The 24,463-nt window shown below is 45.8% G+C and carries 22 protein-coding genes; 11 read left to right on the top strand and 11 right to left on the bottom strand.

Features of this window, described 5'->3' with window-relative positions; all coding sequences use genetic code 11:
* Window positions 1–83: 83 nt before the first annotated feature.
* The 3 genes from G3352_RS26970 to G3352_RS26960 all read right to left on the bottom strand — a co-directional run bounded on the left by G3352_RS26970 (window position 84) and on the right by G3352_RS26960 (window position 2,211).
* Window positions 84–533 (bottom strand): nuclear transport factor 2 family protein, encoded by a 450-nt coding sequence (locus G3352_RS26970; RefSeq protein ID WP_163761210.1) that lies wholly within the window; start codon window positions 531–533, stop codon window positions 84–86.
* 326 nt (window positions 534–859) lie between these two features.
* Window positions 860–1,267: an Rrf2 family transcriptional regulator gene (locus G3352_RS26965; RefSeq protein WP_163761209.1), complete on the bottom strand. Its 408-nt coding sequence runs from the start codon at window positions 1,265–1,267 to the stop codon at window positions 860–862.
* Between the two features lie 107 nt (window positions 1,268–1,374).
* Window positions 1,375–2,211, bottom strand: coding sequence for an AraC family transcriptional regulator (locus tag G3352_RS26960; protein ID WP_072735596.1), 837 nt, complete (start codon window positions 2,209–2,211; stop codon window positions 1,375–1,377).
* Between the two features lie 118 nt (window positions 2,212–2,329).
* On the opposite strand from G3352_RS26960, the gene G3352_RS26955 reads away from it, so the two are divergent.
* Window positions 2,330–3,334 (top strand): Gfo/Idh/MocA family protein, encoded by a 1,005-nt coding sequence (locus G3352_RS26955; RefSeq protein ID WP_163761208.1) that lies wholly within the window; start codon window positions 2,330–2,332, stop codon window positions 3,332–3,334.
* 21 nt (window positions 3,335–3,355) lie between these two features.
* Complete coding sequence (locus tag G3352_RS26950) at window positions 3,356–4,303, top strand: aldo/keto reductase (protein ID WP_163761207.1); 948 nt, start codon at window positions 3,356–3,358, stop codon at window positions 4,301–4,303.
* A 230-nt stretch (window positions 4,304–4,533) separates the two neighbouring features.
* Here G3352_RS26950 and G3352_RS26945 read toward each other — a convergent pair whose 3' ends face one another.
* On the bottom strand, window positions 4,534–5,553 hold the full coding sequence (locus tag G3352_RS26945) for a Gfo/Idh/MocA family protein (RefSeq protein WP_063567071.1): 1,020 nt from the start codon (window positions 5,551–5,553) through the stop codon (window positions 4,534–4,536).
* A 27-nt stretch (window positions 5,554–5,580) separates the two neighbouring features.
* Entirely contained in the window at window positions 5,581–6,357 is a 777-nt protein-coding gene (locus tag G3352_RS26940; RefSeq protein ID WP_163761206.1) for a sugar phosphate isomerase/epimerase family protein, read from the bottom strand.
* Window positions 6,358–6,501: 144 nt separating this feature from the next.
* On the opposite strand from G3352_RS26940, the gene G3352_RS26935 reads away from it, so the two are divergent.
* The 5 genes from G3352_RS26935 to G3352_RS26915 all read left to right on the top strand — a co-directional run bounded on the left by G3352_RS26935 (window position 6,502) and on the right by G3352_RS26915 (window position 12,984).
* Window positions 6,502–7,320, top strand: coding sequence for a helix-turn-helix domain-containing protein (locus G3352_RS26935; RefSeq protein ID WP_163761205.1), 819 nt, complete (start codon window positions 6,502–6,504; stop codon window positions 7,318–7,320).
* Window positions 7,321–7,529: 209 nt separating this feature from the next.
* The gene (locus tag G3352_RS26930; protein WP_163761204.1) at window positions 7,530–8,234 is read left to right on the top strand and encodes a response regulator transcription factor; all 705 of its coding nucleotides are present in this window, start codon (window positions 7,530–7,532) and stop codon (window positions 8,232–8,234) included.
* Window positions 8,235–8,255: 21 nt separating this feature from the next.
* Complete coding sequence (locus G3352_RS26925) at window positions 8,256–9,698, top strand: sensor histidine kinase (RefSeq protein WP_163761203.1); 1,443 nt, start codon at window positions 8,256–8,258, stop codon at window positions 9,696–9,698.
* Between the two features lie 121 nt (window positions 9,699–9,819).
* Window positions 9,820–10,578, top strand: a complete 759-nt coding sequence (locus G3352_RS26920; protein ID WP_163761202.1) for an ATP-binding cassette domain-containing protein — start codon at window positions 9,820–9,822, stop codon at window positions 10,576–10,578.
* 12 nt (window positions 10,579–10,590) lie between these two features.
* Window positions 10,591–12,984, top strand: a complete 2,394-nt coding sequence (locus G3352_RS26915) for an ABC transporter permease (protein ID WP_240343244.1) — start codon at window positions 10,591–10,593, stop codon at window positions 12,982–12,984.
* Between the two features lie 45 nt (window positions 12,985–13,029).
* On the opposite strand, the gene G3352_RS26910 is transcribed toward G3352_RS26915, so the two are convergent.
* From G3352_RS26910 to G3352_RS26890, 5 genes are all read right to left on the bottom strand, one after another.
* Window positions 13,030–14,232, bottom strand: coding sequence for a Ger(x)C family spore germination protein (locus G3352_RS26910; protein ID WP_163761200.1), 1,203 nt, complete (start codon window positions 14,230–14,232; stop codon window positions 13,030–13,032).
* Window positions 14,229–15,326 carry a spore germination protein gene (locus G3352_RS26905; protein ID WP_163761199.1) on the bottom strand — a complete coding sequence of 366 codons (1,098 nt, stop codon included), beginning with the start codon at window positions 15,324–15,326 and terminating at the stop codon, window positions 14,229–14,231. Before G3352_RS26905 ends, G3352_RS26910 begins: the two co-directional genes overlap by 4 nt.
* Before the next feature lie 27 nt (window positions 15,327–15,353).
* Complete coding sequence (locus G3352_RS26900; protein ID WP_163761198.1) at window positions 15,354–17,048, bottom strand: spore germination protein; 1,695 nt, start codon at window positions 17,046–17,048, stop codon at window positions 15,354–15,356.
* A 149-nt stretch (window positions 17,049–17,197) separates the two neighbouring features.
* Window positions 17,198–18,058 (bottom strand): methyl-accepting chemotaxis protein, encoded by an 861-nt coding sequence (locus G3352_RS26895; protein WP_205525085.1) that lies wholly within the window; start codon window positions 18,056–18,058, stop codon window positions 17,198–17,200.
* A 394-nt stretch (window positions 18,059–18,452) separates the two neighbouring features.
* Entirely contained in the window at window positions 18,453–19,286 is an 834-nt protein-coding gene (locus tag G3352_RS26890; protein ID WP_163761197.1) for a MurR/RpiR family transcriptional regulator, read from the bottom strand.
* A gap of 204 nt (window positions 19,287–19,490) precedes the next feature.
* Between G3352_RS26890 and G3352_RS26885 the strand changes: the two genes are divergently transcribed.
* From G3352_RS26885 to G3352_RS26870, 4 genes are all read left to right on the top strand, one after another.
* Window positions 19,491–20,378, top strand: a complete 888-nt coding sequence (locus G3352_RS26885; protein ID WP_163761196.1) for a DUF8171 family membrane protein — start codon at window positions 19,491–19,493, stop codon at window positions 20,376–20,378.
* On the top strand, window positions 20,371–22,260 hold the full coding sequence (locus G3352_RS26880) for an ABC transporter ATP-binding protein (protein ID WP_240343243.1): 1,890 nt from the start codon (window positions 20,371–20,373) through the stop codon (window positions 22,258–22,260). Before G3352_RS26885 ends, G3352_RS26880 begins: the two co-directional genes overlap by 8 nt.
* The gene (locus G3352_RS26875; protein WP_163761194.1) at window positions 22,235–23,062 is read left to right on the top strand and encodes an energy-coupling factor transporter transmembrane component T family protein; all 828 of its coding nucleotides are present in this window, start codon (window positions 22,235–22,237) and stop codon (window positions 23,060–23,062) included. Before G3352_RS26880 ends, G3352_RS26875 begins: the two co-directional genes overlap by 26 nt.
* Window positions 23,063–23,126: 64 nt before the next feature.
* Complete coding sequence (locus G3352_RS26870; RefSeq protein WP_163761193.1) at window positions 23,127–23,906, top strand: PHP domain-containing protein; 780 nt, start codon at window positions 23,127–23,129, stop codon at window positions 23,904–23,906.
* Window positions 23,907–23,996: 90 nt separating this feature from the next.
* Here G3352_RS26870 and G3352_RS26865 read toward each other — a convergent pair whose 3' ends face one another.
* Complete coding sequence (locus G3352_RS26865; protein ID WP_163761192.1) at window positions 23,997–24,440, bottom strand: VOC family protein; 444 nt, start codon at window positions 24,438–24,440, stop codon at window positions 23,997–23,999.
* Window positions 24,441–24,463: the final 23 nt, after the last annotated feature.

Genomic DNA, 24,463 nt, shown 5'->3' with positions numbered 1-24,463 from the left:
CCCTGTCTCACAAAAGGGGTTCAGTCCCGTGCTCCTAGGGCTTTCTTTATTGTCGTTTTATTACTCTTATATGAATACAAACACTATTCAAACAGATCCAGACGTAGACGCTTCAGGCTGGTATGCTGGATAAGCCATTGACCATCGATTTTGACAAACGTTTCATGGTAATGTCCAAATCCGTGAAAGGATTTATTGTCATTGCCTTCAGGGAACGTCACCCAATCTTCCATTGGAGAGATGACTTTGGCTTCATTCTCGGATACAAATTCAACTTCGGCGCTATGTACATGATGCACAGTTACGGCAACATCCACCAAATCCCGGAATACTTGAACGATGGTGTCCCGACCTGTTAATACCGGGATTGGATTGCCTTCTGTACTGAAATCAGCTACGGCATCCGGAGCGAACACTTCACCTAATGTATCCCACTGCTTCGTATCAATATAACGGCAATAGCGAGCTTTCGTGTTCCGTATGTTTTCTAGTGCAAGCAGTTGTTCCAGTCCTGTGATAGTTGATTGGCTCATGTGTTGTCCCTCCAGAAATCTAAGATGTAAGCAAATATGTATTAATAATTTTCTTCCTTATTGTACCATTCCACTCATATTAGGTACAATGGCATATTATACGTTTGTATATTAACTATCTTCTCCTATCGTTGAAGCACTCTGATGCTGAGGGTATACCTTACATTACTCTCTTCCAGAGTCCACTGTAGACTTATAACTTCAACTTCAATCCTCATCCGAGTACAGCAAAAAATCCTTCCAACTCCCTTAAACGGGGAGAGAAGGATTTTTAATTCGCGCTTCAACAGGCGCAGCGATAGGATCAACTGGACCTCCGATTCAGGTTATACGGAATGTGCAGCTTTCATCTGGGCAGCCAGCTCAGACATTTTTTTATTGTGCAAATAACTCTCCATTTCTTCTTCCGCACGGACCATCACCTGCTGAATCAGGCAGCCTTCGTTATGATCCTGCGAGCATTCGAACAGGGAAGCCTGTCCTTCAATGGCATGGATAATCTCCAGAAAAGAAGGATCCGGATTCCTCCGGCTAAGCCGATAACCACCATTGGCACCAGAAGTTGATTCGATCATGCCGGCTTTGACCAGCTTGGTCAAGATTTTAGACAAATAGGTTGGAGATACTTTTTGCATCTCAGCTAATTGATGTACACTGACCAGTTGTTCCGGTTCGGTCGCAACCAGAAAAAGCATGGTGTGCAGGGCATAGTTTGTAGCTTTCGAATATTTCATGAGGGCACCTCATTATATACGGATTTAATTTATCTATAATAGACTTGATTGAACACTCTGTCAAACGTCGAAGTTTCCGCAGAGTCAAACAAATGGACATCATACCTTTAACTGTGGTAAAGCCCGCGATAATCCGTCGGAGTCATGCCTTCATGGGCTAAAAACTGGCGGTTAAAATAACTGGCATTGGGATACCCCGCCTCCTCTGCGATCTGTCCAATGTTGGCCGTCGGGCGTTCCAGCAGCCACTGCTTCGCCATCTGCAACCGCGAACGGGTTATAAATTCCATCGGGGTCATCTCCACAGCACTCTTAAACATTTTGCAAAAGTAATACGAACTCACACCCGCCATATCCGCCCAATCCTGTAACAAAAACGGTTGGCATGCCTCCTGCTGCATCTGTGGAAGCAGTCCAAGGATACGACTCTCAGCCTTGCTTGTGCGTGTGCTTTTCAATGGAACCGCATGCTGCACGAACTCAGCCAGCACAGCGTAGGTCAGGGTAGATAGTTGGGCAGGACGCAGCATCCGGTTCTGCTCGGCTTCATTTAGTAGGGCCATATGTGCTTCTTCCCATGGAGCCTGCTGTCGCAAAGTCCACAACAGATTGCGGTGCAACCCCCGCTCTATCATATAATCATGCAGCCGTTCACCGTAAAAATGAACCCATCGCACATCCCATGGATCATCTTCGCTGCTGTAGTAATGCTGCCGCTGCAGTGGGAAATACAGTACAGCCTGACCCGCACGAAGCTCATGCACTACTCCCTCCACTTCCACGTACCCCTTGCCCGCAGCAACGTAGTGAATATTGAAATTGTTAAGTGCGCCAGCCTCACGTAATACGGTGTGCTCGGGGTGGTCGACATAAAGTCCAACAGATTCTGGATAACAAAAATATGGAATATCCTGCAAGGTCAGCAGTACAGTCTGTCTCATCATGGCCCATTCTCTTTTCTAAACAATATTGTGTTAACTCATTTCAATATATTATCATTTTCATTCATCCATCTATTACTTATAATCACAATATACATTCATTCATAGGAGGAAACAACAAATGAATTCAGATCGAAAACTGCGCTGGGGAATTCTTGGTAGCGCTAGCATTGCCGTAGGATCCGTTATTCCAGGTTTGCAGCAATCCGAGTTGAATGAAGTGACTGCCATTGCTAGTCGAGATGAAGAAAAAGCAAAACAAACTGCTGACAAACTCGGCATTCCTCAAGCTTATGGCAGCTATGAATCTTTGCTTGCTGACGATTCCATTGATGCGGTCTACATTCCGCTTCCGAACCATCTGCACCGGGAGTGGACACTCCGTGCCGCAGAAGCTGGTAAACATATTCTGTGTGAGAAACCACTGGCACTGACGGAGCAAGAAGCTCAGGAAATGGTGCAAGCCTGCGAAGACGCTGGTGTGCATCTCGCTGAAGCTCTCATGTACCGACATCATCCACGTTATGATCAGATTAAGGATATTATCGCCAGCGGAGAAATTGGTGAAATCCGCGGCATTCATAGTACATTTTCGTTCAACAGTTCAGGCTCAACAGGTAATGTTCGCTTTCGGCGTGATTGGGGCGGCGGTGCGCTGTATGATATCGGCTGTTATTCCATCAGTGCAGCACGCTTGATACTTGGCCAAGAGCCTTCGGCGGCAACCGTCATTGGCATGTTCTCCCCTGAACATGATCATGTGGATATGATGGCTTCCGGCTTGCTTGAGTTCGACAATCATATTGGCGTCACCTTTGACAGCAGCATGTGGGCAGCCTTCCGCAACACACTGGAGGTACTTGGAACAGATGGCATCCTTGAGGTCCCTTCTGCCTTTATCAGCAATCGGGATCGCAGCTCCAACTTCTTCGTAACTGTTGACGGTGAGCGTAAAGAGATTGAAGTCCCACAGGTCAATCACTACTCCCTCCAGGGCGACGATATGGCACGGGCTGTGCTTCAAGGTAAAGCTCTGCGCTTCGATCCATCCGATGCTATAGCCAATATGAAAGTACTCGAAGCTTGCCTTCGTTCAGCGGAAGAACGTACACGTATTACACTATAAGAAGAGAGGATGAACCGAATTATGGAATACATTGAAATTACTGGTGCAGGCAAACCTATCTCCCGATTGATTAAAGGAACCGATTATTTTTACCATGATTCCTATGAGAAAGCAGCTACGAACATGGATGCATTCCTGGCGATTGGCGGTAATACCGTTGACTCCGCGCATATTTATTGTGGCGGGCAGAGTGAAGAAGTGCTCGGACGTTATATGCAGGAACGGGGTAACCGTAACGAGATCGTTATTTTAACCAAAGGTGCGCATCATGACCAGAACGGCCCACGTGTTAATGCTGATGCTATCCGCAGTGACCTTCTTACCAGTCTGGAGCGGCTGCAAACGGAACATGTGGAGCTCTATGCCCTGCATCGGGATGATCCAAACATCCCTGTTGGCGCGATTCTCGAAGCGTTGAATGAGCATATTGAATCCGGCAAAATCGGCGCGATCGGCGCCTCCAACTGGACCTGGCAGCGGCTGGAGGAAGCTAATGCATATGCAGCTGCTAACGGTCTGAAAGGTTTCACATTCAGCAGTCCGAATCTCAGCCTCGCCAAAGCGAATGAACCGTTCTGGGCCGGCTGTGTATCGGCAGACGAAGAAACACTGGCATGGCATGAACGCACCAAGCTTCCTTTGCTGTCCTGGTCATCCCAGGCTCGTGGCTTCTTTACCGGACGATTCACACCTGAAGTTCGGGACAATGAAGATCTGGTTCGTGTATTTTACAGTGACGGCAACTGGGAACGTTTGCACCGTGCTGAACAATTGGCCGAGTCGAAAAAGACTTCCCCCATCCAGATTGCTCTCGCTTATGTATTAAATCAGCCGTTTCCAACTTGTGCGTTGATAGGTGCCCAGAATCAGGCAGAATTGCTCTCCTGTGACGAAGGATCATCTATCACCCTATCTCCTGAAGAAGTAGCATGGCTGGATCTCGGCAGTGATGTGAAGCCTAGTATCTAATACAGATATATACGCTTTGAATCAAGTTTAAAGATTAAGGGACTGACTCTTCCGCGATGTAGCGGAGTGGTCAGTCCTTTTTGAAATGCCAGTTAACGGTCGTATATCTGATAGTCATGAAAGAAGTAACAAAAAGAGACTACCCACCAGAAATATTTCTCTGGAGGTAAGCCCCTTTTTAATATGAGATAGTCACACTAATTAAAGTAATGATAATGATATCCTTACGATTACAGCTTCACGATCTGACCAGTCTTCTCAGATTCAAATGCTGCCAGAATCACTTGCAGAGAACGCAAACCTTCTTCACCGGAAATGCTTGGAGGTGTTTGCGTTACAATCGATTCTACAAAAGCATCAATAACGCCGCTTGGTACTTGTTTCTCGTTGGTAGACATTGCGCCAACTTTGTATGTTTCAACCGTACCGTTAGTCAGCTCAACGATAACCTCGTCACCATCTACCGTTCCGATCTTCATCACACCATTTTCACACCACAGGACCGTACTGTTATCTCCTGCTCTGTATTGTGTCCAGCTCGCTACCAGCGTACCGATTGCACCGCTCTTCATGCGAAGCAGGCATGTTGCGTTATCGTCCACTTTGGTGTTTTCCTTGTGCAGTGTGCTGATGAAACCAGCAACTTCGGATACTTCATCATCCAGCAAATAACGGATAAAGTCCGATTTGTGCACGCCAAGGTCACCCATGGCACCCATAATCGCTTCTTCTTTGCGGAAGAACCAGCTTTCCGCACCGTCTACGCTCCAGCCTTCCGGACCCGGATGACCAAAGGAAGTACGGAAGTTCAGGACTTTACCCAGTTTGCCGGAGTCCAAAATTTCTTTGGCTTTCACGTGTGGAGGCATCAAACGCTGGTTGTGTCCAACCATCAGATACACACCGTTTTTCTTGGCAGCTTCAATCATTTGCTCGCCTTCTTCGGTTGTAACCGCCATCGGTTTTTCCACCAGTACATGTTTACCGGCATTCGCAGCAGCAATGGCCATCGAAGCATGCAGGTAGTTCGGCGTACAAACGCTGACTGCATCCACTTCTTCGCTTGCAAGCAATTCTTCGTAGCTAGAGTAAGCTTTACCGCCGTAAGTTTCGGCCATCTTCTCCGCACGCTCCACGATCGGATCGGCAAAAGCGACAAGTTCTACGTTCTCATTGGCAGCGTACTCTGGAATATGTCTGCGCTCGGCAATGGCTCCACAGCCGAATACAGCAACTTTAATTTTACTCATGTACAAATGTCTCCTTTGACAAATAAATTAGAATTGGTTCAAGTAATTCTGCTTCAGCCAGTTATGGCTGTTGGCTACGCTTTCAAGCGGTGGATTCTGGCAAACGTCCTGTTCCACGATCAGCCATTCTACACCTGCACTTGTAGCTGCTTCAATAACAGCTGGCAGATTAACGGAACCTTGTCCCAGTTCCAATGTCTTCATTTGGCCCTGTTCGTCTTTACTGAAGTCTTTCAAGTGAAGCAACGGCAGACGACCTGCATATTTGTTGATATACTCAATCGGATTTTGTCCAGCAAATTGTACCCAACAAACGTCCATTTCCACTTGAACCGCTTCAGGTGTCGTTTGTACAAACATTGCATTAAAAGCATTTTCGTCGCCAACCTGACCGTGGAATTCGAAATCATGGTTATGATAACCGAAGATCAGACCCTGTTTAGTCGCTTCTGCACCATATTGTTGCAATTCGTTGAACAATTTGGTCCAACCTTCTGCATTCTCTGGACGATCTTCAGGCATCAGGTAAGGGCAGATCATATATTTAGCCCCAATAGTTTTGAGGTAGTCGATTTGTTGTTGCAGATCTTCACGCATAGCATGTAATGAAACGTGGCTGCTGAAACCTTTCAGTCCAAGCTCATCCAATAGCGCTTTCATTTCTTCGGCAGGAATGTCACCATATCCGGCGAATTCGACACCTTCATAACCAAGCTCTGCTACCTTGCGCAAAGTTCCACGGAAATCTGCTGCAGTTTCATCACGGAGTGTAAACAATTGCAAACCAATATTAAGTTTTTTCATAATAGATGCACCTCTGCTCTCAAATTTGCTTTCATTGCTCTATCTGGTATCATCCTAACGCAAAACAGGCTAGAATGAACATATACAATATCGTCAGAACATGAACTATCTGATCAAATTTTTAAATTTGGAGGATTACATCTTTTGGAAACCTCAGTACTGATCTGTGACTATTCCTATCACTATAAGGCGTTTAACCATAATATGAAGGGCGAATTGCAGACTTATCTGTTCCGTCTGCAAACCGAAGGCACTTGCAAGGTATTTGTGCAGGATGAAGAATTTAAGATGACTGGCGGCGATTTACTACTGCTTAAACCCGGAGACGACTATCATCTCGTGGTAGAAGAACCTCATAAAGAGGGCAGGTTATCCAGCGGAGACTATTATTTGTTCTGTGAAGGGGAATGGATTGATAGCTGGTGGAAGCGTCACCATCGATCCACGGTGAGCCATATCGGGCTGGATGATAAATTGGTCAGTCTCTGGCGCAGTATGCTCTTGGAGAAACGCCGTGGACCGCTGGAGGAAAATATAGAACTGAGTGATGCACTGCTGCGCGGTTTGTGCCTCTATATCGATCGGGCCATCAAGGAGAATATCCAGACGGATCGTTCTGTTTCCTCAACACTGAAGCTGAAACGATTCATTGAAGAGCATGCTACCGTCACCTTCAAACTCGAAGAAGCCGCCCGCTACGCAGGACTAAGCCTGTCTCGTGCGGTGCGACTGTTCAAGGAGCACTATGGACAAACGATGATCCAGTATGCGATTGAGATTCGGCTGAACGCTGCCTTGGAGCGTATGAAGTACAGTGATATGACCTTGGAGCATATTGCCGAAACATGCGGCTTTGCAAGCTATTCTTATTTTCACCGGGTATTCCGATCCCATTTTGGAATGTCCCCGGTTGAATATCTCAAATCCCAGGCCCATCAATCCATCGATCTGGAGCATTTATAAGTATAGTTTTGGCTCAATCCTCTTCTTTCTTCATGATGAATGCAGCTGATTTTTAATCGGCTGCTTTCTTTCAAAAAACCTCTTCTAGTTCACATGACTTCACGAAAACAAACCTGTATAGTTAAAATATAGTATTCTTACAGATTCATACAGATTAATACATAGGTTTAGTCTTATACTCTACCACTCTACTATTTGGAGAGATTTCAATGGAAACCAAACGTAAAATCTTAATTATCGAAGACGAACATGATATTTCGCGAATTTTGCGAGACTATTTGACCAAAAATCAGTATGAAGCCGCAGTGGCCAGCAATGGACAAGACGGGTTGCAGATGATGGATATGCTCCAGCCGGATTACATTATTTTAGATATCATGCTTCCGGATATGGACGGAATCGACGTATGCCGGGAAATTCGCCGGAGAAACAACATTCCCATTCTCATATTGAGTGCACGAGGCAGTGATACCGACAAGGTGCTCGGCCTGGGATTCGGGGCGGATGACTATATGACCAAACCTTTCTCCCTGGGTGAATTACTCGCACGAATTAATGCCCACTTTAGACGATATGACAGTTTAGCTTTAGCGAGCGAGCGGGACAGAACAGATCTGCTACGTTTGGCTAACCTGGAAATTGACAAGAAAGCCTATAAAGTTACCCTAGACGGTAACGAGGTTTCTCTCTCTGCAAAGGAATTTGAGCTGCTGCATTATCTGGCGAGCAATAAAAACCAGGTCTTCTCCAAGTCTCAATTGCTGGATGCGATCTGGGGATATGCTGCATACGGAGATGAAAATACGGTAACCGTGTATATTCGCAGACTAAGAGAAAAAATTGAGGCAGACCCTTCCCATCCTGCTATTCTGAAGACCGTCTGGGGCGTCGGATACAAATTCAATCATGAATAGGCAAAGATTGGAGGAGGCAACTTGTCACTAAACACATGGTCCGCACGATGGCTCAAAACAACATTCATCCTCCTGATTATTCTGGTCGGATGCAGTCTGGTTTTATTTCTTAATCTGCTTGAAGCCAGAAATTCGACTGAGTCTACATTGTCGATCCAGCAAGTTCGTCTCCGGGTTAACCCCATCCTGCTCAACCTGGAGCAGAACATTCATCTCCTGCAGGAAACAAGAGTACGAGAACATCTTCTTTCCATCGTCAAGGAAAATGGGGTTGAGCTTTCCTATATTGGATTGGATGGGACTATATTGCTGTCCTCTTCTCCCACCTCCGAAGGAAAACAAGTCAATCTGCGATCAGTCCTGCATTATGATCTGAATCATGCCGTACAGGCCACGAACGGAAACAATTCGCTTAACATCGCTTTTCCTGTTATGAATGGTCCAGAAGGAAGCCAGATTGGTAATGCCCTCTTCACGATTCCTAAGGCAATGGTTACGGTGAAAGAAACGGTGATATTCCCTTTCTTTATTTTGGGTACGCTTTTGATCACCTCCATGGTTCTCGGCATTTATCTGGTGCTGATGAAGAGAAAATTTAAGACACAGCTGCTCTCCCCCATTCATCAGTTGAAGCAACATGCTGAATCCATTCTCAAAGGTAAATATAGTGAACCGATACAGTATAACCGCATGGATGAGATGAGCGAACTATACGCCATGTTTGATCTGATGCGTACAGAAATTATGCATTTAAGCGAACTTCGTATCCGGCAGGAAACTGCGCAAAAAGAACTCATTACCAATATTTCTCATGATATCAAAACACCGATTACAACAGTAAAAGCCTACATAGAAGCTATTCTGGAAGGAATATGCTCCGATAAAGAAACTCTGATGGAGTATATGAAAGTCATGCAGACCAATACGGACAAAACAGCCCGTCTTGTCGAGGACCTGCTTGTTCATGCATTGCAGGAGCTGGGGCAGATTTCTGTGGAGCCGTATGAAGTATATAGCAGCCCCACCTTTGAGCGTATGTTACAACCGATTGGACATATTGTTCTAACCAGTGGAATGATCTATGAAGCACCCAAAAACATTCCAAATGTATTAATCCAAATGGACCCTGTTCGAATTGAACAAGTCATATCCAATCTCGTCTCAAACGCTCTTAAGCATACTGCTCCGGGAGACGCCATTCGTATAAACGTAGAGCTGGAAGGTGACCAACTCAACTTTACAATCGCTGATTCAGGTCAGGGAATACGTGCACAGGACATGCCTTTTGTTTTTGAACGTTATTTTAAAGGCCAGACTTCCTGGTCAAACAGAAACGCTCACGAAGGGACAGGCCTAGGTTTGTCTATCTGCAAAAGCATTATTGAGGCGCACGGAGGACATATCTCCTTTTCAAGCAAAGAAGGACAGGGTACAATCTTTCAGTTTAATCTCCCGATCTGCTGAGCGAATAAGAGACCCCGTCTGGCCATATGGTGCCTGTAATACTTTATTCATAATTTGATAAGGCTTCATCAATATCCCTCCTTTAGAATGAACCCTATATTACAATCGGGAGTGATCATACGTGGCGAAAAAAACCATCATTCGTGCACAAAATCTGTGCAAAACTTACAATACAGGCAGTGAACAATATCATGCCATTCGCAACGTCGATCTTGATATTTATGAAGGGGACTTCACGGTCATCATGGGCAATTCCGGCTCAGGCAAATCAACGCTACTCTATCTGTTGAGCGGGCTTGACCATGTCACGGCCGGCGAAGTCTATTTTCAGGATCAACGTATTGACGCCTTTAGTGAACAGGAAATGTCCGACTTCCGTATTCGTAGGATCGGATATATCTATCAGAGCATCAACCTGGTCCCTGACCTTTCCATCAAAGAAAATATCGCTTTACCGGGATATATTGCCGGAACTAAGAAAAACGAAGTACAAACAAGAACCGCTCAACTAATGAATGCCATGGATATTGACGGTCAGCGTAATCGACTTCCTTCTCAAACTTCGGGAGGCCAGCAGCAAAGGGCTGCCATTGCACGTGCTCTAATCAATTCTCCGGATATTCTCTTTGCCGATGAACCAACTGGAAGCTTGAATTATGAGCATGGCAAAGCTGTGTTGGATATCTTGACGGATATCAACCAAAAAGGACAATCCGTTGTCATGGTTACACATGATATCAAGGCAGCCTGTAGAGCAGACCGGCTTATTTTCATCCGGGATGGTAAGGTTGGCGGCATTATGGAGTTTGAGAAATATGACGAACATCAGATCCAGGATCGGGAATCGATGGTCTTTGCTTTTGTGTCGGGGAAGGAGTAATCTATGGGTGCCATGTTGAAACTGAGCCTCTCCTACCTGCGCAGAAGTAAAATCCAAAACCTATTTATCGCTCTGCTGATTCTTCTTTCTACACTCCTTGTATCTACGGCGGTCATCATCCTGACCAACACAGGCAATCAATTTAAAGATATGCATGATCAAACCAATGGATCTCATCAGATTCTGACGTTTGAGAAAGGGTTGAATAATCCCAACGAAATACATCAATGGTGGGCTGCTCAGGAAGGAATCGAAGTATCTCCATTGCTGACCTATCGCACATTATCAGGTATCGCCTTTAAGGGTACGGATATTCCCAACGTTTATCTTTACATGCTCAACACCCCTCCACCCCCATGGGGTGTGGATGAACTCATTTTTTCAAACGGAACTTCAAGCGCTATTCCTGAGCAAGGTACGGTCTGGATTCCCACTTCATTGGCGAATGCCTACAATATCTCGGCAGGAGATACGATAGGCTTCAAGACAGGTTCCAGCACACTTGATCTGAAGGTATCCGGCATTGTGGTCGATGTGCCATATGGAGCCCCCTTCACCAACACAGCACGAGTATGGATGAATCCCACAGATTATCAAACGGATTTCGATTCAATCGCGGGTAAAGACAATTATATGATGGGTATCCATTTCGACGATTACAGCACCAATTCAAGCTATTGGGAACGTTATGCCAACGAGATGGGAACTCCTTTCCTGGAAACCAAGATGGAGTTCGAGAGCATCTCCTCTTTCTATCTGATCATCAACCAAATCATTGGATTCATCATGATATTTCTAGGTATTGTTATGCTTGTAATCGCCCTTATTACTATCGGATTCACGATTTCGGATGCCATTCTGGCCAACTACAAAACGATCGGCATTCTCAAATCACTGGGTCTTACTTCAAGCAGAACCATAGGTACATATGTTATTCAGTATTCCTTACTATCCGTTATTGCCATTCTCCCAGGCATCGCACTGAGCGTGGTGGTATCGAAATTTATCATTAATATCTCCGTGTCTTCCCTCCAGGTAGGCAATCGTCATATTGTGATTAACGGAATTAGTGAAGCCATGTTAGTAGGTGTGTCCATGTTTTCACTGGTAATATTATTCGTCATTCTGTATGCCATAAAAACACGCAGCATTCAGCCGGTGCAGGCCATCCGCTATGGAATGTCAGAGACGGATCATGCTCGCATGGCAAACCGAATAAATTCGCCACTAGGTAACTGGATTGGTTTTGCCCAATTGCCTGTAGCCGTGGTCATCGGAATCCGCAATTTGATCAAGAACACCAAAAGTTCTGTTTTGATGCTGCTGCTGACCACAATGGCTTCTTCCGTACTGGTACTGGGGTATGTTCTATTGACCAGTATCACCGGAATTTATCAGACTGCCGCCCAATGGGGTTATGACAATAGCAATATCGCAGCTGTAGTTGTTAACAAAAATACATTTCCCCAGGCTGAGCTGAAGCACGTGTTAGAAAAGGATTCGAGGATTAGAAATGTGGGTTGGCAAGGAAATATTACCGGAGTAGTTAGTCCGGAGTCTACATCAGAAATGCAGGGCCAATCCACCAGCCTATATCTGAGTGTACTCGACGGAAGTTATCAGGGGCTTGGGTTTGAGACGCTAAAAGGAGATAATCCTCGTCAAGCGAATGAAGTTGCTATTGGTGTAAGTGTCGCTAAGACATTAAATAAAGAACTAGGTGACCTCATAGACCTTTACATTGAGGGAGAAAAACGCACTTTCATCATCACCGGAATCTATCAAGCAATCGCCAACATGTCCGTATCAGGGCGGATTACCATCGATGCCATGAGAACGGTGAACCCGTCTTACGGTGATTTCGATGCCATTTTCATCAATTTAAAAGATCCAGTGCAAGCGGATACGGTTGCAGGGGAATTAAATGAGCAATTCAAAGCTTCCGCTTCAGTTGTAACCCAAAAAACACTGCTCGATTCGGTCTATGCAGAAGCAGCTGACATCCTCATTTATCCCATGAGCTTAATTGGGTTATTGTTTATCCTTGCTACATTCATCATTATTTTCAGTACCTCCCGGATCAGTATCCGAAAAGAAAGCAGAACGTACGGAATCTACAAATCCATTGGCATGACATCCCGTCGTATTCGATTCTCGGTTGCCATGGGAATTACGATTTTGTCTGCCATTGGAGCGGTACTGGGTACTGTAGTAGGTGTGTATGTACTACCCCTGCTACTTGAGATGGTCCTGTCCGGATATGGTATCGTACATCTTCCACTTATTTTAAATTGGGGAGGCATTATTCTGTTCGCTTGCCTAAGTATTGGCGCTGCAGCTCTTGGCTCCTGGTTCTCATCAAGAGTTATTCGTGAAGCATCCCCTCGTATGCTGGTCATTGAATAGGTTAGGCATAAGAATAGCTTCCCAAGGGGGGCCTCCCCCTTACTTTTAATCCGTCGATGATCCAGAATCTATGATTTTAATTTTCACACTATAAGTTACGGGAATTTGACTAAACGTTTCATCCCAATTTTTTTTGACCTTTTTCCATACTTTAGGGTGTTTGATCCGTAACTGCTCTCCGAATCCGGCCACTTCCACCCGATAAGTGTTCTGCATTTTGCTCATAACTTGATGTATTTGTTCTTTAACTGTATCAGCAAACTGTACCTCCAAGTCCTGAATGTACTTATCTGTTGAAGGGATCTCTGGAGAACTCCAATCTTCCATGAGTTGGCCCTCTGATTCAATCTTTACATGAAAAGAAATGTTATTACCTTGGATTATTGGAATAATCTTACTCTTGGTAGACTTGATTTCATAAGTCACCGTATGCCCCTTAGGTGAAGCGTACGATTTCACAGCTCCTTCTTGGGCCTCCCCTGTGATCCAGGACAATCCTTCAAGCTCAATCTGGTTAAAGGAGCCGATCCACCTTTTCGTTTCCCCTTTATAGATCTCTGCCCCTGAAAATTTATGTTCCCCCTCAGCTGTAATAACATTCTGCAGCAAAAAGCTTGCTCCTGATTGCATTTTCCCGTCAAGTTTCGCGAGAGATACAGGAGGGAGGATCTTATTGGAACGGTACGAGTTAGCCACCACTCCCTTTAAATAAAAGGCTGGGATTTCCCCAGGTTCTTTGGAGCTAAGAGCTTCGAAGGCTGTTCCATGACTCACCAGAACAAGGGAACTGGGACGGATATCATTATCTCGCAAAATAAAATCAAGTAACTGCTCCAAGCTATATTTTTTGGTCAACTCATGGGAAACAACAATGACTTTTAAATGATGACCAATGAGTGGACGGTCTCTTCTTAGAGCAAACTGACGAAAGATCTGAAACAGGGAATCTCCAGTTAACCTTTCATTCAAAAAAGATTGTCCCTCGGAAGCACCGGTATTTTTTTGAGTTTCCTGTTTGGGTCCAATCCGCGGAACAATCTGTACGGTAGTTGTAAAATTGTTATTTTTGGGATAATGGCCTCCTTGTGCATTAATACTCTTTTCAAATTTCGACTCTTCTGCCACGTCCAGCCCCAGACCCACATAAACACTTAGATCTTCGATCTCTTTACTGCTCCAACACCCTGAAGTAAACACTAGCAGCAACAACGTTAACAAAATGGTTAATCGCCTTCTGAACCTGTTCAATTGTACTTTCCTCCTTTTTTTCGGATCATACTCAACAGCAGAAGCAAAAGTGGTACAACACCAAACAAATATATGGAAACATATCCTACAGCATCTCCCAGTTTGAACGTGTCATTCGCATTCTCTGGTAGCATAGCAATGATATAAATGATGGGAAGCAATATGAACATAAATGGCAGCATTTTTTTCCTGAACAATTGCGAACATCCGAGAGAAGCAGCATAATGGGTAATGGTAAAAGTAGAGAAAATCTGCATAAGCCAGATTACAAGCAATAAAGATTCGAATCGTTCAAAGACCAAACCTTCAATTTCGAAGCTACGCATCAAGTCAAGGGTTGGCCACGTTCTTGTTTTCATGCCTTCGATGGATAAGCTGCCAATGACCATAACTAGGGTGATAAAGTAGATTCCCATAGGAATAAGGATTCCCCAGACCATCGCCTTCTTTCCCTTTTCCGGGTTTCTCATAAAAGCCATTACTACAAACATGATTTCATAACCTGTATACGCTAAAGTTGTAGGCTTAAGTCCCTTAATAACAGGCATAATCCCCTCTCCCAGCACAGGTCTCAAATTATTGATTTCAAACAGATTACTGCTCAGAAAAATGGCCAGCACAAAAAGAATTAGCGTAATGGGCAGAATGATCTCATACAAGCGAGCCATGGAGTTGACACCTCCTGAGATCAGATAAAAACCGATCCACATGAACACCATGACAATGGCCCATGCTGGGGTTCCCTCCAATAAATATAAACCGGTGACATCAGCCATCACCCTAATTTCAAAGGCTGAGATGGTAATGAAATATGCGATGATTATTACTCCCAAGACATAAGCAATCCACTTTCCTGTAATTTCTTCAGTGAATTGGAAAACGGTCTTCCCTGGAAATCGTCGGCACAGAGTTACGAGGATTATACCCAATACCATAACGAACAGACCGGACAATATAATTGAAATCCATACGTCAGGCGTACCTGCAGCCGTCACCGTGGTTCGAGGAAGTGTGAGGATTCCTGCACCCAACATGTAATTGATGATAAAGGCTGCAGCTTGAACTGTCGTCAGTTGGTCTTGTTTACGATTCATTGTTCACCTCCTGAATATCCGATATGACTACTTTTTGCGATCAGGGTCTTTCGGATGCATCATACTTGGACGCTTCTTCATCATTCCTAAAGGTGCTCGAATAAAGAAATCTTTCCAATCCGATAGGCTGTAAGGCACAGCCGGAGTGACATAAGGTACTCCAAAGCTTTTTAACCGAACGAGATGGCTGCAGAGCAATAAGAAAAACATGACTACCCCAAACAATCCATAGATCGCCGCACTGAACATTCCTACAAAGCGTAATATACGAAGTGTTATCCCGGCACTATATGTAGGGATGGAGAACGAAGAAATCGCAGTAACTGCCACAACAATGACCAGAAACGGACTGACAATTCCAGCCTGTACTGCGGCATCCCCAATAATCAGACCGCCTACGATGCCCATTGCCGGTCCAATTGGCTTGGGTAGACGAATGCCTGCTTCCCGCAAAATTTCAATGGAGGTTTCCATAATCAACGCCTCAATAATCGAAGGGAACGGCACGCCTTGTCTGGTTTGAATAATCGTTAAGGCCAGCTTAGTCGGAATAAGACCCGGATGGAACGAGATAAAGGAAATATACAAAGCTGGTGCAAGCAGGGCAATCGTAGCCGCCAAGAAACGAAGCATGCGCAGAAATGTCCCCGGAATCCAGCGCTCGTAATAATCTTCGGGAGATTGGAGTAGCATGCTGAAAGTCGACGGTACTATTAATGCAAATGGTGTTCCATCCAGTAAAATAGCTACACGACCCTCTAACAACCCACTGACTACACGGTCGGGTCTCTCTGTATTCTGAATCTGTTGGAAAGGGCTGAGCTCATCATCTTCAATCAGTTGTTCCACATAACCGGATTCCAGCATGATATCCATGTCCAGGTTCTGGACTCGTTTTTCCACCTCGGTGACCAGATCGACATTGGCAATATCTTCAATATACGCAATAACCAGATCCCTCTTGACCCTAGTGCCCACCTGATGTTTGGTCATAAACAGGGCATTGTTTCCTCCGAATTGCCGCAATATTCCGGTATTATCGCTTAACCGCTCGGTAAAACCGATCCTTGGCCCGCGAAGCAGTGCCTCGGATACCGGCTCTTCCAAACTGCGGCTTTTTCCCTTGGCTGAGCCAACAAGAAGGGCTCCGGTCATTCCTTCAATAAATAGAGCGTTTTTGCCTGTAAGAACTGCATGTGCTGTCTGTTGCAACGTCTCTGCTTCATCAACTTGACTGACTGGCAGCAGCTGACTTCTTACGTAAGCTTTGAGTTCATTTGCATCTCTCGGTTGTTCAAATATTTTCCGCTCAGTATCGGGAACCCCTTCAATCATAAGGGGCGTGAACATGTGAGTATCGATCAGATCATGATCTACTAGCCCATCAACGTATATGACAGCCGCAGGAGTATTCGTTCCTCTTATCGTAAACTCCCTTATAAATACGTCCGCATTCTGACCAAACGTTGCTTTTACACTAATCAGATCCTTAGCATAATCCCCGGTAAGCTGTATATTTGCGTAATTTCCAGTCTCTTCGTCCGAAGAAGAATTGGTCGATGCATCCTGATTTTGTTGATCTTTATTGGAAAAGGTCCCTTTTTTTAAGGATGATCGCAACCACTGATACCCTTTCATGTACAATATCGGTATCAAAAATAATAAAAAGGCCTGTCCCCAAATTGGCCACTCCGGCAAATAAGCAAGTATTTTCGACCACATCCGGCTCACCTCATTATCTAGACTTTCTTGGTAACATTGAATATTGTTTCCCTGATTGCTCACAATAATTCCCGTTTTTTCGAACAACAAAAAAAGCAGATGCCTCTATTGGCACCCGCTTCACTATAGGGTTATGGAGTCTACCTGGTCTATACGATTTTGGTTACGTGCTGCGCCTTCTCATCCAGTAGATGTGCAGATGATGCGATGGTAGTAAAATCATTCAACGCTACCTCGATCTGCTGCTGACTACGCTCCACATATCCTTCAACCTTCTGTGTTCCGCCAGAAATGTTCGTAATCTCTTTCGTTATTCCATTCACACTATCCCGAATCTCATTAATGGAATTTTCGACCATGGCCGATAGTTTGCGTACTTCCTTCGCTACAACATCGAACCCGCGCCCATATTCGCCCGCATGTGCCGCTTCAATCGCAGCATTCAGGGCCAACAGCTGAGTCTGCGACGCAATTTCGCGGATTGTTTTAACAACTCCCTGAATAGAGCGAGCCTGTTCTTGCAAATGACTCAGTGTCGCTCGGTTGTGGGCAGAAACTTCAGATATATATGTGATACTGGACATCAGCTCCCGGCTTCGCTCAATACCGATATCAGCATGTTCGTTCAGATCATGTGACATTGTCTTCAGTTCGTTAACTACAGCTGAAATATTATTTTGACGGCTTGTGATGTTGGTAGCTATTTTGGACACACCCAATATATTCTGATTCAGCTCATCATAGACAGGCATATACGTCGCCTCAAGCCATACGGGATTTCCCTTTGCATCCTTGCGTTCAACCTTGTCCTGGAAGCTAATACCGTTAAATATACTGCTCCAAAACGCGTTATAGTCGGGGCTCTTCACGAATTCGTCAAAGCAAAATTGCTCATGCTGCATGCCATACATCTCAGCTACGGTATAGCCCATCGTCTGGGCAAAGACTTCATTTACATACGTAACGCGACGATCCATATCGAATCGAATGATAGCCAGACTTTTCTCCATCGCCTTAATGACCAATGCATCGGTGACAACATATTTCTTTTCTACATCTACTATAGGCAAAGCGATCCCCACTCCCTGACTCTCCCAAGATTAAACCGTTCTCATTCTGGCAGTTCCTGTTGTATCGCAACTATGTATTCAACTGAATAGAGACGACTCTATTATTGTATACTCCAATTGCAGTCAATTGGATCACTCCCAAATCAATTTATAACAATTCGGTTACGGTTCGACTTTTTATACCCAATAAACTAACTGTCTAAACATTATTTTTCATAAGCAAATGCTAACACAAAAAGGAGCGGATTAACCGCCCCTAATTATGGGATAACATTCCATACCTTTGATGTTATCAGTAGTCATCCCTGTGTATTACGCTACCTATTTTCATCCATCAACCTCGCGGCAATTTGTCTGCGTACCGACTCCGCAGATCAGCCAGCCGCTCCAGCTTGGACAGCGCCTGCTCCTTCTGCCTCAATCCCACCGCCAGCACCAGCTGCTCCATTAACAGGAGCGGAGTAACCATGGAATGAAATTCGCCAAGTTCCCCTCTGCTGACATAAAAAGATAACTCCGTCGCCAATCCATATAACAGGTCTTCCCGATCTGTTACAAGTACGGCTTTGCTGCCTGTATCTCTGGCATAATCCAGAATGACTTCTGCTTCAGACAAGAGTCTTGTAAAACACATCAGCAGCACAACATCCTCCCGCTGCATGTGCATCAGTGTTTCCAATAATTCATGACCACCTCCGGCTAGATGGATGACCGTCAATCCGAATCGGGATAGCCGAAAGGACAATAATTCCGCTAAACCAGCGGAGGGCCCTGGAGCATATACGTATACTCTTCGTGCTTCAGCAAGGATGGATGCTGCGTGCTCCAGATCCCCCTGCTTCATATGTGACAACGTCTCCTGCAAATGGCTGACAGAGGCCTCCAGTAACTGAACAGGAAGGCTGTCCGTATCCATGCGGGATATGGTTTTATTTAATTTGAGGGCAGGTGTAGTGTCTTCGGATGTACGAAGCCGGATTTTGAATGCTTTGGCATTATCATATCCAACCGCACGCCAGAAACGGGATACGGTCGCAATACTGACCCCCAGCCTGTCGGCAATCTCCTGTTCCGTCATGAACAGAATCTCTTCCGGATTCCGTTCAACAAAAGCAGCAATTTTCAGATGGCCTGGTGACAGCTGTTCTTTATGAGTAAACAAATTCATTCCGTATGCACTCCTTTTCTCGCTCTGCACTCAGTATATCAGTTGAGAGAATAAGAAGTGGATTATGTATGTAATATTTTTTTCATTAATCTTAGTATGTGTAATAAAAATTACATCCAATTTACAAATGTCTTCTTTCCCGTTAATACTCTGCCCCTAGACTGTGGCTATGATGATCACCAACTTTCAGGGAGGTATGTATCGATGAAGAAGATGACTGAGCATTATACGCTGACGTCTTCACAGAAAATGATGGTGTTTGTGCTTTCCATGTCACTGTACGGCTTGTCCAACATGTTCACAGAGCTTATTCCCAAGCTCCAGCTTGGACCGATTGAATTGTCTGTTGAGTACTTTGCCTTCATTCCGCTGACACTTTGCATTTTGTTCCACCCCATGATTGCTGCCCTTGGTGCGGCTCTTGGCGAAGTGATCTTCGGTGAGCTGATGCTGGGGCAATTTGGCGGACTGGGCGAGCTGGAGAAATTCCTTACCTTTTCCTTTGCCATGTATGTCGCAGGACGTATGGTCAGTGATCCTCGCAATCGCAGACAGGTCGGAATTGCAGCCATGACAGGTGTCATCATTCATCAGTTCCTTAGTTCACTGGTGGATATCGGTAAAGTATGGATTGGTGTAGAGCAGCTGGAAGCCGTCCCTGGACTTGCGGAAAGTGTTGTACTGATCGAAGGGGTTGGCTTTCTAAATGACGTACTGTTCTCAGGCATACTCTTCGCTCTGCTGCCTACGCTGTATCTCGTCCCCCTGCTCTATGGCAAAATTGAACCCCTGCTCGGCATCAAACCTCGTAATCCAGGGATGAAATATGAAGGTATCGGCTTCTTCCGTCCGAAACTGATCCTGATTGGTGTGCTGCTGCTTGCACTTGCCTTTGGAGCGGAATCCCTATCCGAAATGGATATCAACTTCGCTGTTTGGGAGACGGACTATGCAGATCAATATGGTTCGGCTTCAATATGGATTAGTATCGGAGCTGCTGCATTGGTTGCCGTGGTGACATTACTGATCATGCTCGCTAAACGGAGCAAAAATAAAACGGTACCCGGTACGGAGAATCGCCCTTATGCATAATGAAATGTCTTCATCTTTATCTGCTTCTGTTTCCACATTGGATTCCGCCATTTCCATTCAAAATGTCATCTTTACGTATCCTGGCTCGGAAGAGACTGTCCTGAACGGAGCTTCGCTTGAGCTCTCACGAGGCAGTTTTACAGCCATTATCGGGGGCAACGGGTGCGGCAAATCAACGCTATGCAAATTGTTCAATGGCCTCATTCCCCAATTCTACACAGGGGACTTCTCCGGTGAAGTGCATGTGCTTGGCATGCCTGCCGAAGGCCGAAGTGTTGCAGACCTGTCCAGAAAGATCGGCTACGTCTATCAGGATTTCGATAACCAGCTCGTGCGGCCCACCGTATTGGACGAGGCATGCTTTGCACCACTCAATTACGGACTGCCCAACTATCGGGAGCTCGGTGAACGCGCACTTGCCATGTGTGGTCTGGATGCCATTCATAACCGATACATCTGGGAATTGAGTGGTGGGCAGAAACATCTGCTCGCTCTGGCCGGAGCTCTGTCGCTCGACCCGGATATCCTGATCGTGGATGAACCTGTCTCACAGCTTGACCCGCAGCATGCGAGACTCATCTATGAGTGCCTTTCGAGATTGAATACGGAGTATGGTAAGACGATTATCGTCATCGAACACCATACTGAATTTATCGCCGACTTTTGCGCCGACGTGGTACTGATGGACAAAGGCCGGGTCTTGTGGAATCTTCCTGTTAGTGAAGGTTTGAATCGCATTGCGGATCTGGAACGGCTTGGCATTCAGCCTCCTGAGGTGACACGTGCGGCTATCCAGGCTGCGAAGTTATCGCAGGGAGAAAGAATAAATGCGGACCCCTCAAGTTCAGGACAACGCTTCCCGATTACTGTGGAAGAAGCAAACGTTTATTTTGCCGAGCATTACCCGTCCATTCCATATGCTTTGCAAAATGAACCTTCATCCTATTCGAACTTGGCACACAACGTTCCTAATCAGATGTTGAATTCCGAGCGCCTAACGATTGCTTCTGCTGCTGAACCGTTGATTCCTATCGTTCAGTTTCATCAAACTCGGCTGCGTTACAGAGGACTAGGCAAAAAAGAACATGAAGTCATTCGTGGTGTTAATATTTCACTCCATGAAGGAGAACGGATTGCCTTGATTGGCAATAATGGTGCCGGCAAATCCTCCTTACTGAAGCTGATGGCTGGCATTAGTCTGCCCCAGGAAGGCAGTGTCAGTGTTCTGGGTGAAGTTACGCACCGTTCCTCTTTGGAGCAGTTGGCGGGTAAGGTCGCCTATATTTTTCAGAACTCTTCCGAAATGTTTATCGAAGACAGTGTCCGCAAAGAAGTCGCGTATTTCCTGAAGAATCGTCGCATCCCGGAAGCTGACCAGCAAATTGCACATGTACTGGAGCGTTTCCGGCTTACTCCGCTGAAAGAGCGGGATGCCCGGCTTCTCAGTGGCGGACAACAGCGACGTGTCACACTTGCCATCGGTGCAGCCATGAAGCCTTCACTTATGCTGTTGGATGAGCCTACCGCCAATCTGGATCTCGCCACTCGCGAGGAACTGATAGGTGTGCTGGATGAGCTGGATCAGCATGTGCGAACAACCGTCATCGCCACGCATGACATGCAGCTGGTTACCCAGTGGGCTAGTCGCGTTATCGTGCTTCACAATGGTCAGGTGGAAGCAGACGGCACACCTGCCGACGTGTTTGCAGATGAATCCCTTCTACGCCGCTCCGGACTTGCGCTTACACAGATTATGGAGCTCTCCCACCGGATGGGACTGCCGACACTTTCACCGACAATCGAGGCTTTTGTTAATAGCCTGTTGAATCAATCACTCACCAAGGAGGATATGCATCATGCAGCTTGTCCGCAACTGGTTTGACAAAATATCCATTGAACGCATTCAGCTTGAGCTGATGAATACTGTATATGGCAGCGGACATGCCAGCCTGTCTCGGATTGATCCCCGTGCCATGCTGATCTGGTATCTCTTTTTTGCCATCGTTCCCTGGTTTGTTCATAACGGGACTGTGCTGCTCGGCATGTTTCTATTGATGGTCACGACCACCATATTGTCCAGAGCCGCTCCCTTTATCATTATCATTCTCTGCCTGGGGTTGATCGGTCAGGTCGGGTGGATGTTTATCATCTCGCTGTTCTTCGGCGGCAATCTGGAATCTGCATTCCCCCTGCTGCTGCTTACCTTGAAGCTGTCCATCGTCTCACTAGCGAGTATCACCGTCTTTTCCGGCATGGACCCGGAACGGATTGGTGATGGGTTGCTTGCGCTAGGCATGCCTGCTACGTTCTCTTTCAGCCTCTCTTATGCTTATCGCATATTGCCGGTGCTGTTCGGTGAATTCCGCAACATCATGCTGTCCTACAGACTGCGGGGTCAGGTTCCCTTCCGGCACGGATGGCTCTACTGGCGACTCGTTGTCTACTATATGAAGCTGTTCATTGTGTCTTTCTTCCCGCTAATGCTGGCTACCGCCAAACGTTCCCGCACAACGGTGGAAGCACTGGAGACACGCGGTTTTTCGTACGGCATGAAGCATCCCGAATCCAAACGCCTGAAGCTCGCCCATCTGAAAATCACCTCACGTGATCTCGGATTTCTCGCCGGATCGGCAATCTATGTTGCACTGCTGTTTTGGGTCGGCGGGTATTACGAGATTCTATAATTCAAAATAAAATGCTGTAACTATTCATACCATTAATCATTCATGGAATAAAGGAGTGTCTTCTATGCGCATTGATCTTCATACTCACGGAAAATTATCCAAAAACTCTGATTTCTCGGTTGATTACTTCACCGAAATGGTCAACGAAGCCAAGGCCAGCGGGCTCGAAGCCCTCGCACTCACTGAACATTTTAACACCCGTAACTTCTACGAGGTCTATGAGACGCTGGATCGTCTCTATCCATACAACGGAGAGTACTACGAGGCAGATGGACTGCGCATTTTTCCCGGCATGGAAGTGGATATTCAGGAGACAGGACATATTTTGCTGGTGGGCCAAAAAGAACATATCCTTGCCGTCCGCAGCGGCCTGGAACCATATACAGCCAAAGGTTCATTCATTCCTTTTGCCGAGTTGCTGAATATGGCCGAAGCCTGGCCTTTGCTCAAAATTGGCGCACACCCTTTCCGCGAGTCCACCCCGCTGTATCAGTTGGACCGTGATTTATTGGGACGTTTGGATGCTTTTGATCTGAACGCCAAGGATATGTACCAATACGGCATCGAGACGTGCCGCGGGCAGGTTGAACCATTCGCCGAGTCCCTCGGTAAACCGGTCACTGCCGGAAGCGATACCCACCAGTGTCTGCAATACGGTAGTGTATTCAATGTACTGGATCGACCGTGTTCATCGGTCGCCGAGCTCAAAGAGCAGATTCTCGCCGGTTCATACAGCATCGAAATATCCAACGATCTTCCTCTCCGTGTCAAAGCCTCCGTTATGCTGAAGAAAGTGATGAAACGTCTTGCCAAGTTGGACACTACCCGTTTGCAGAAAGTTTAGAGAGAAGAAAACTACAACTTCTAAAGAATTCAAAATGAGCCCAAAGGATATACATCCTTCAGGCTCATCACGGATTCATTTTTACTGTTATTAAAAATCATGCACAGTCACACAGAGCTGAATGACGATTCCGAACGGATCACGGACAATTCCATACCCCGGACTAAACTCGTTTTGTTCATAAGGCACCAGCACCTTAACCTCATCATGTTGTACCAGCGAATTATACAGCTCCGTCATCGTACTTTTATCTTTCGATTGAATGCATAATGACGTGCTGTTTCCCAGCTGCCACGGGCGACCGGTATCCATTTCTTCCTCAGCAATCATCAATTTGTTTACCCCGATCTGGAGTACCGAATGTGTAATATATTCATCCTGCCCTTCAGGATACTCAAACCCCGGATTCATTTCCTTCATCTCTTTGTAATTTTTCTTGAATAACACATTAGCCCCCAGGTACTTCTCATAAAAAGCAATGGCTGCCGCAGCATCACCATTCATCGACAGAAACGGAATCACTTCAAAATTCATCTGTATTGCCTCCTTCGTTTGAT

The sequence above is a fragment of the Paenibacillus sp. ALJ109b genome, assembly GCF_010747435.1.
Classification (GTDB): Bacteria; Bacillota; Bacilli; order Paenibacillales; family Paenibacillaceae; genus Paenibacillus; species Paenibacillus taichungensis.
This window is presented reverse-complemented; position numbering and strand designations above follow the sequence as displayed.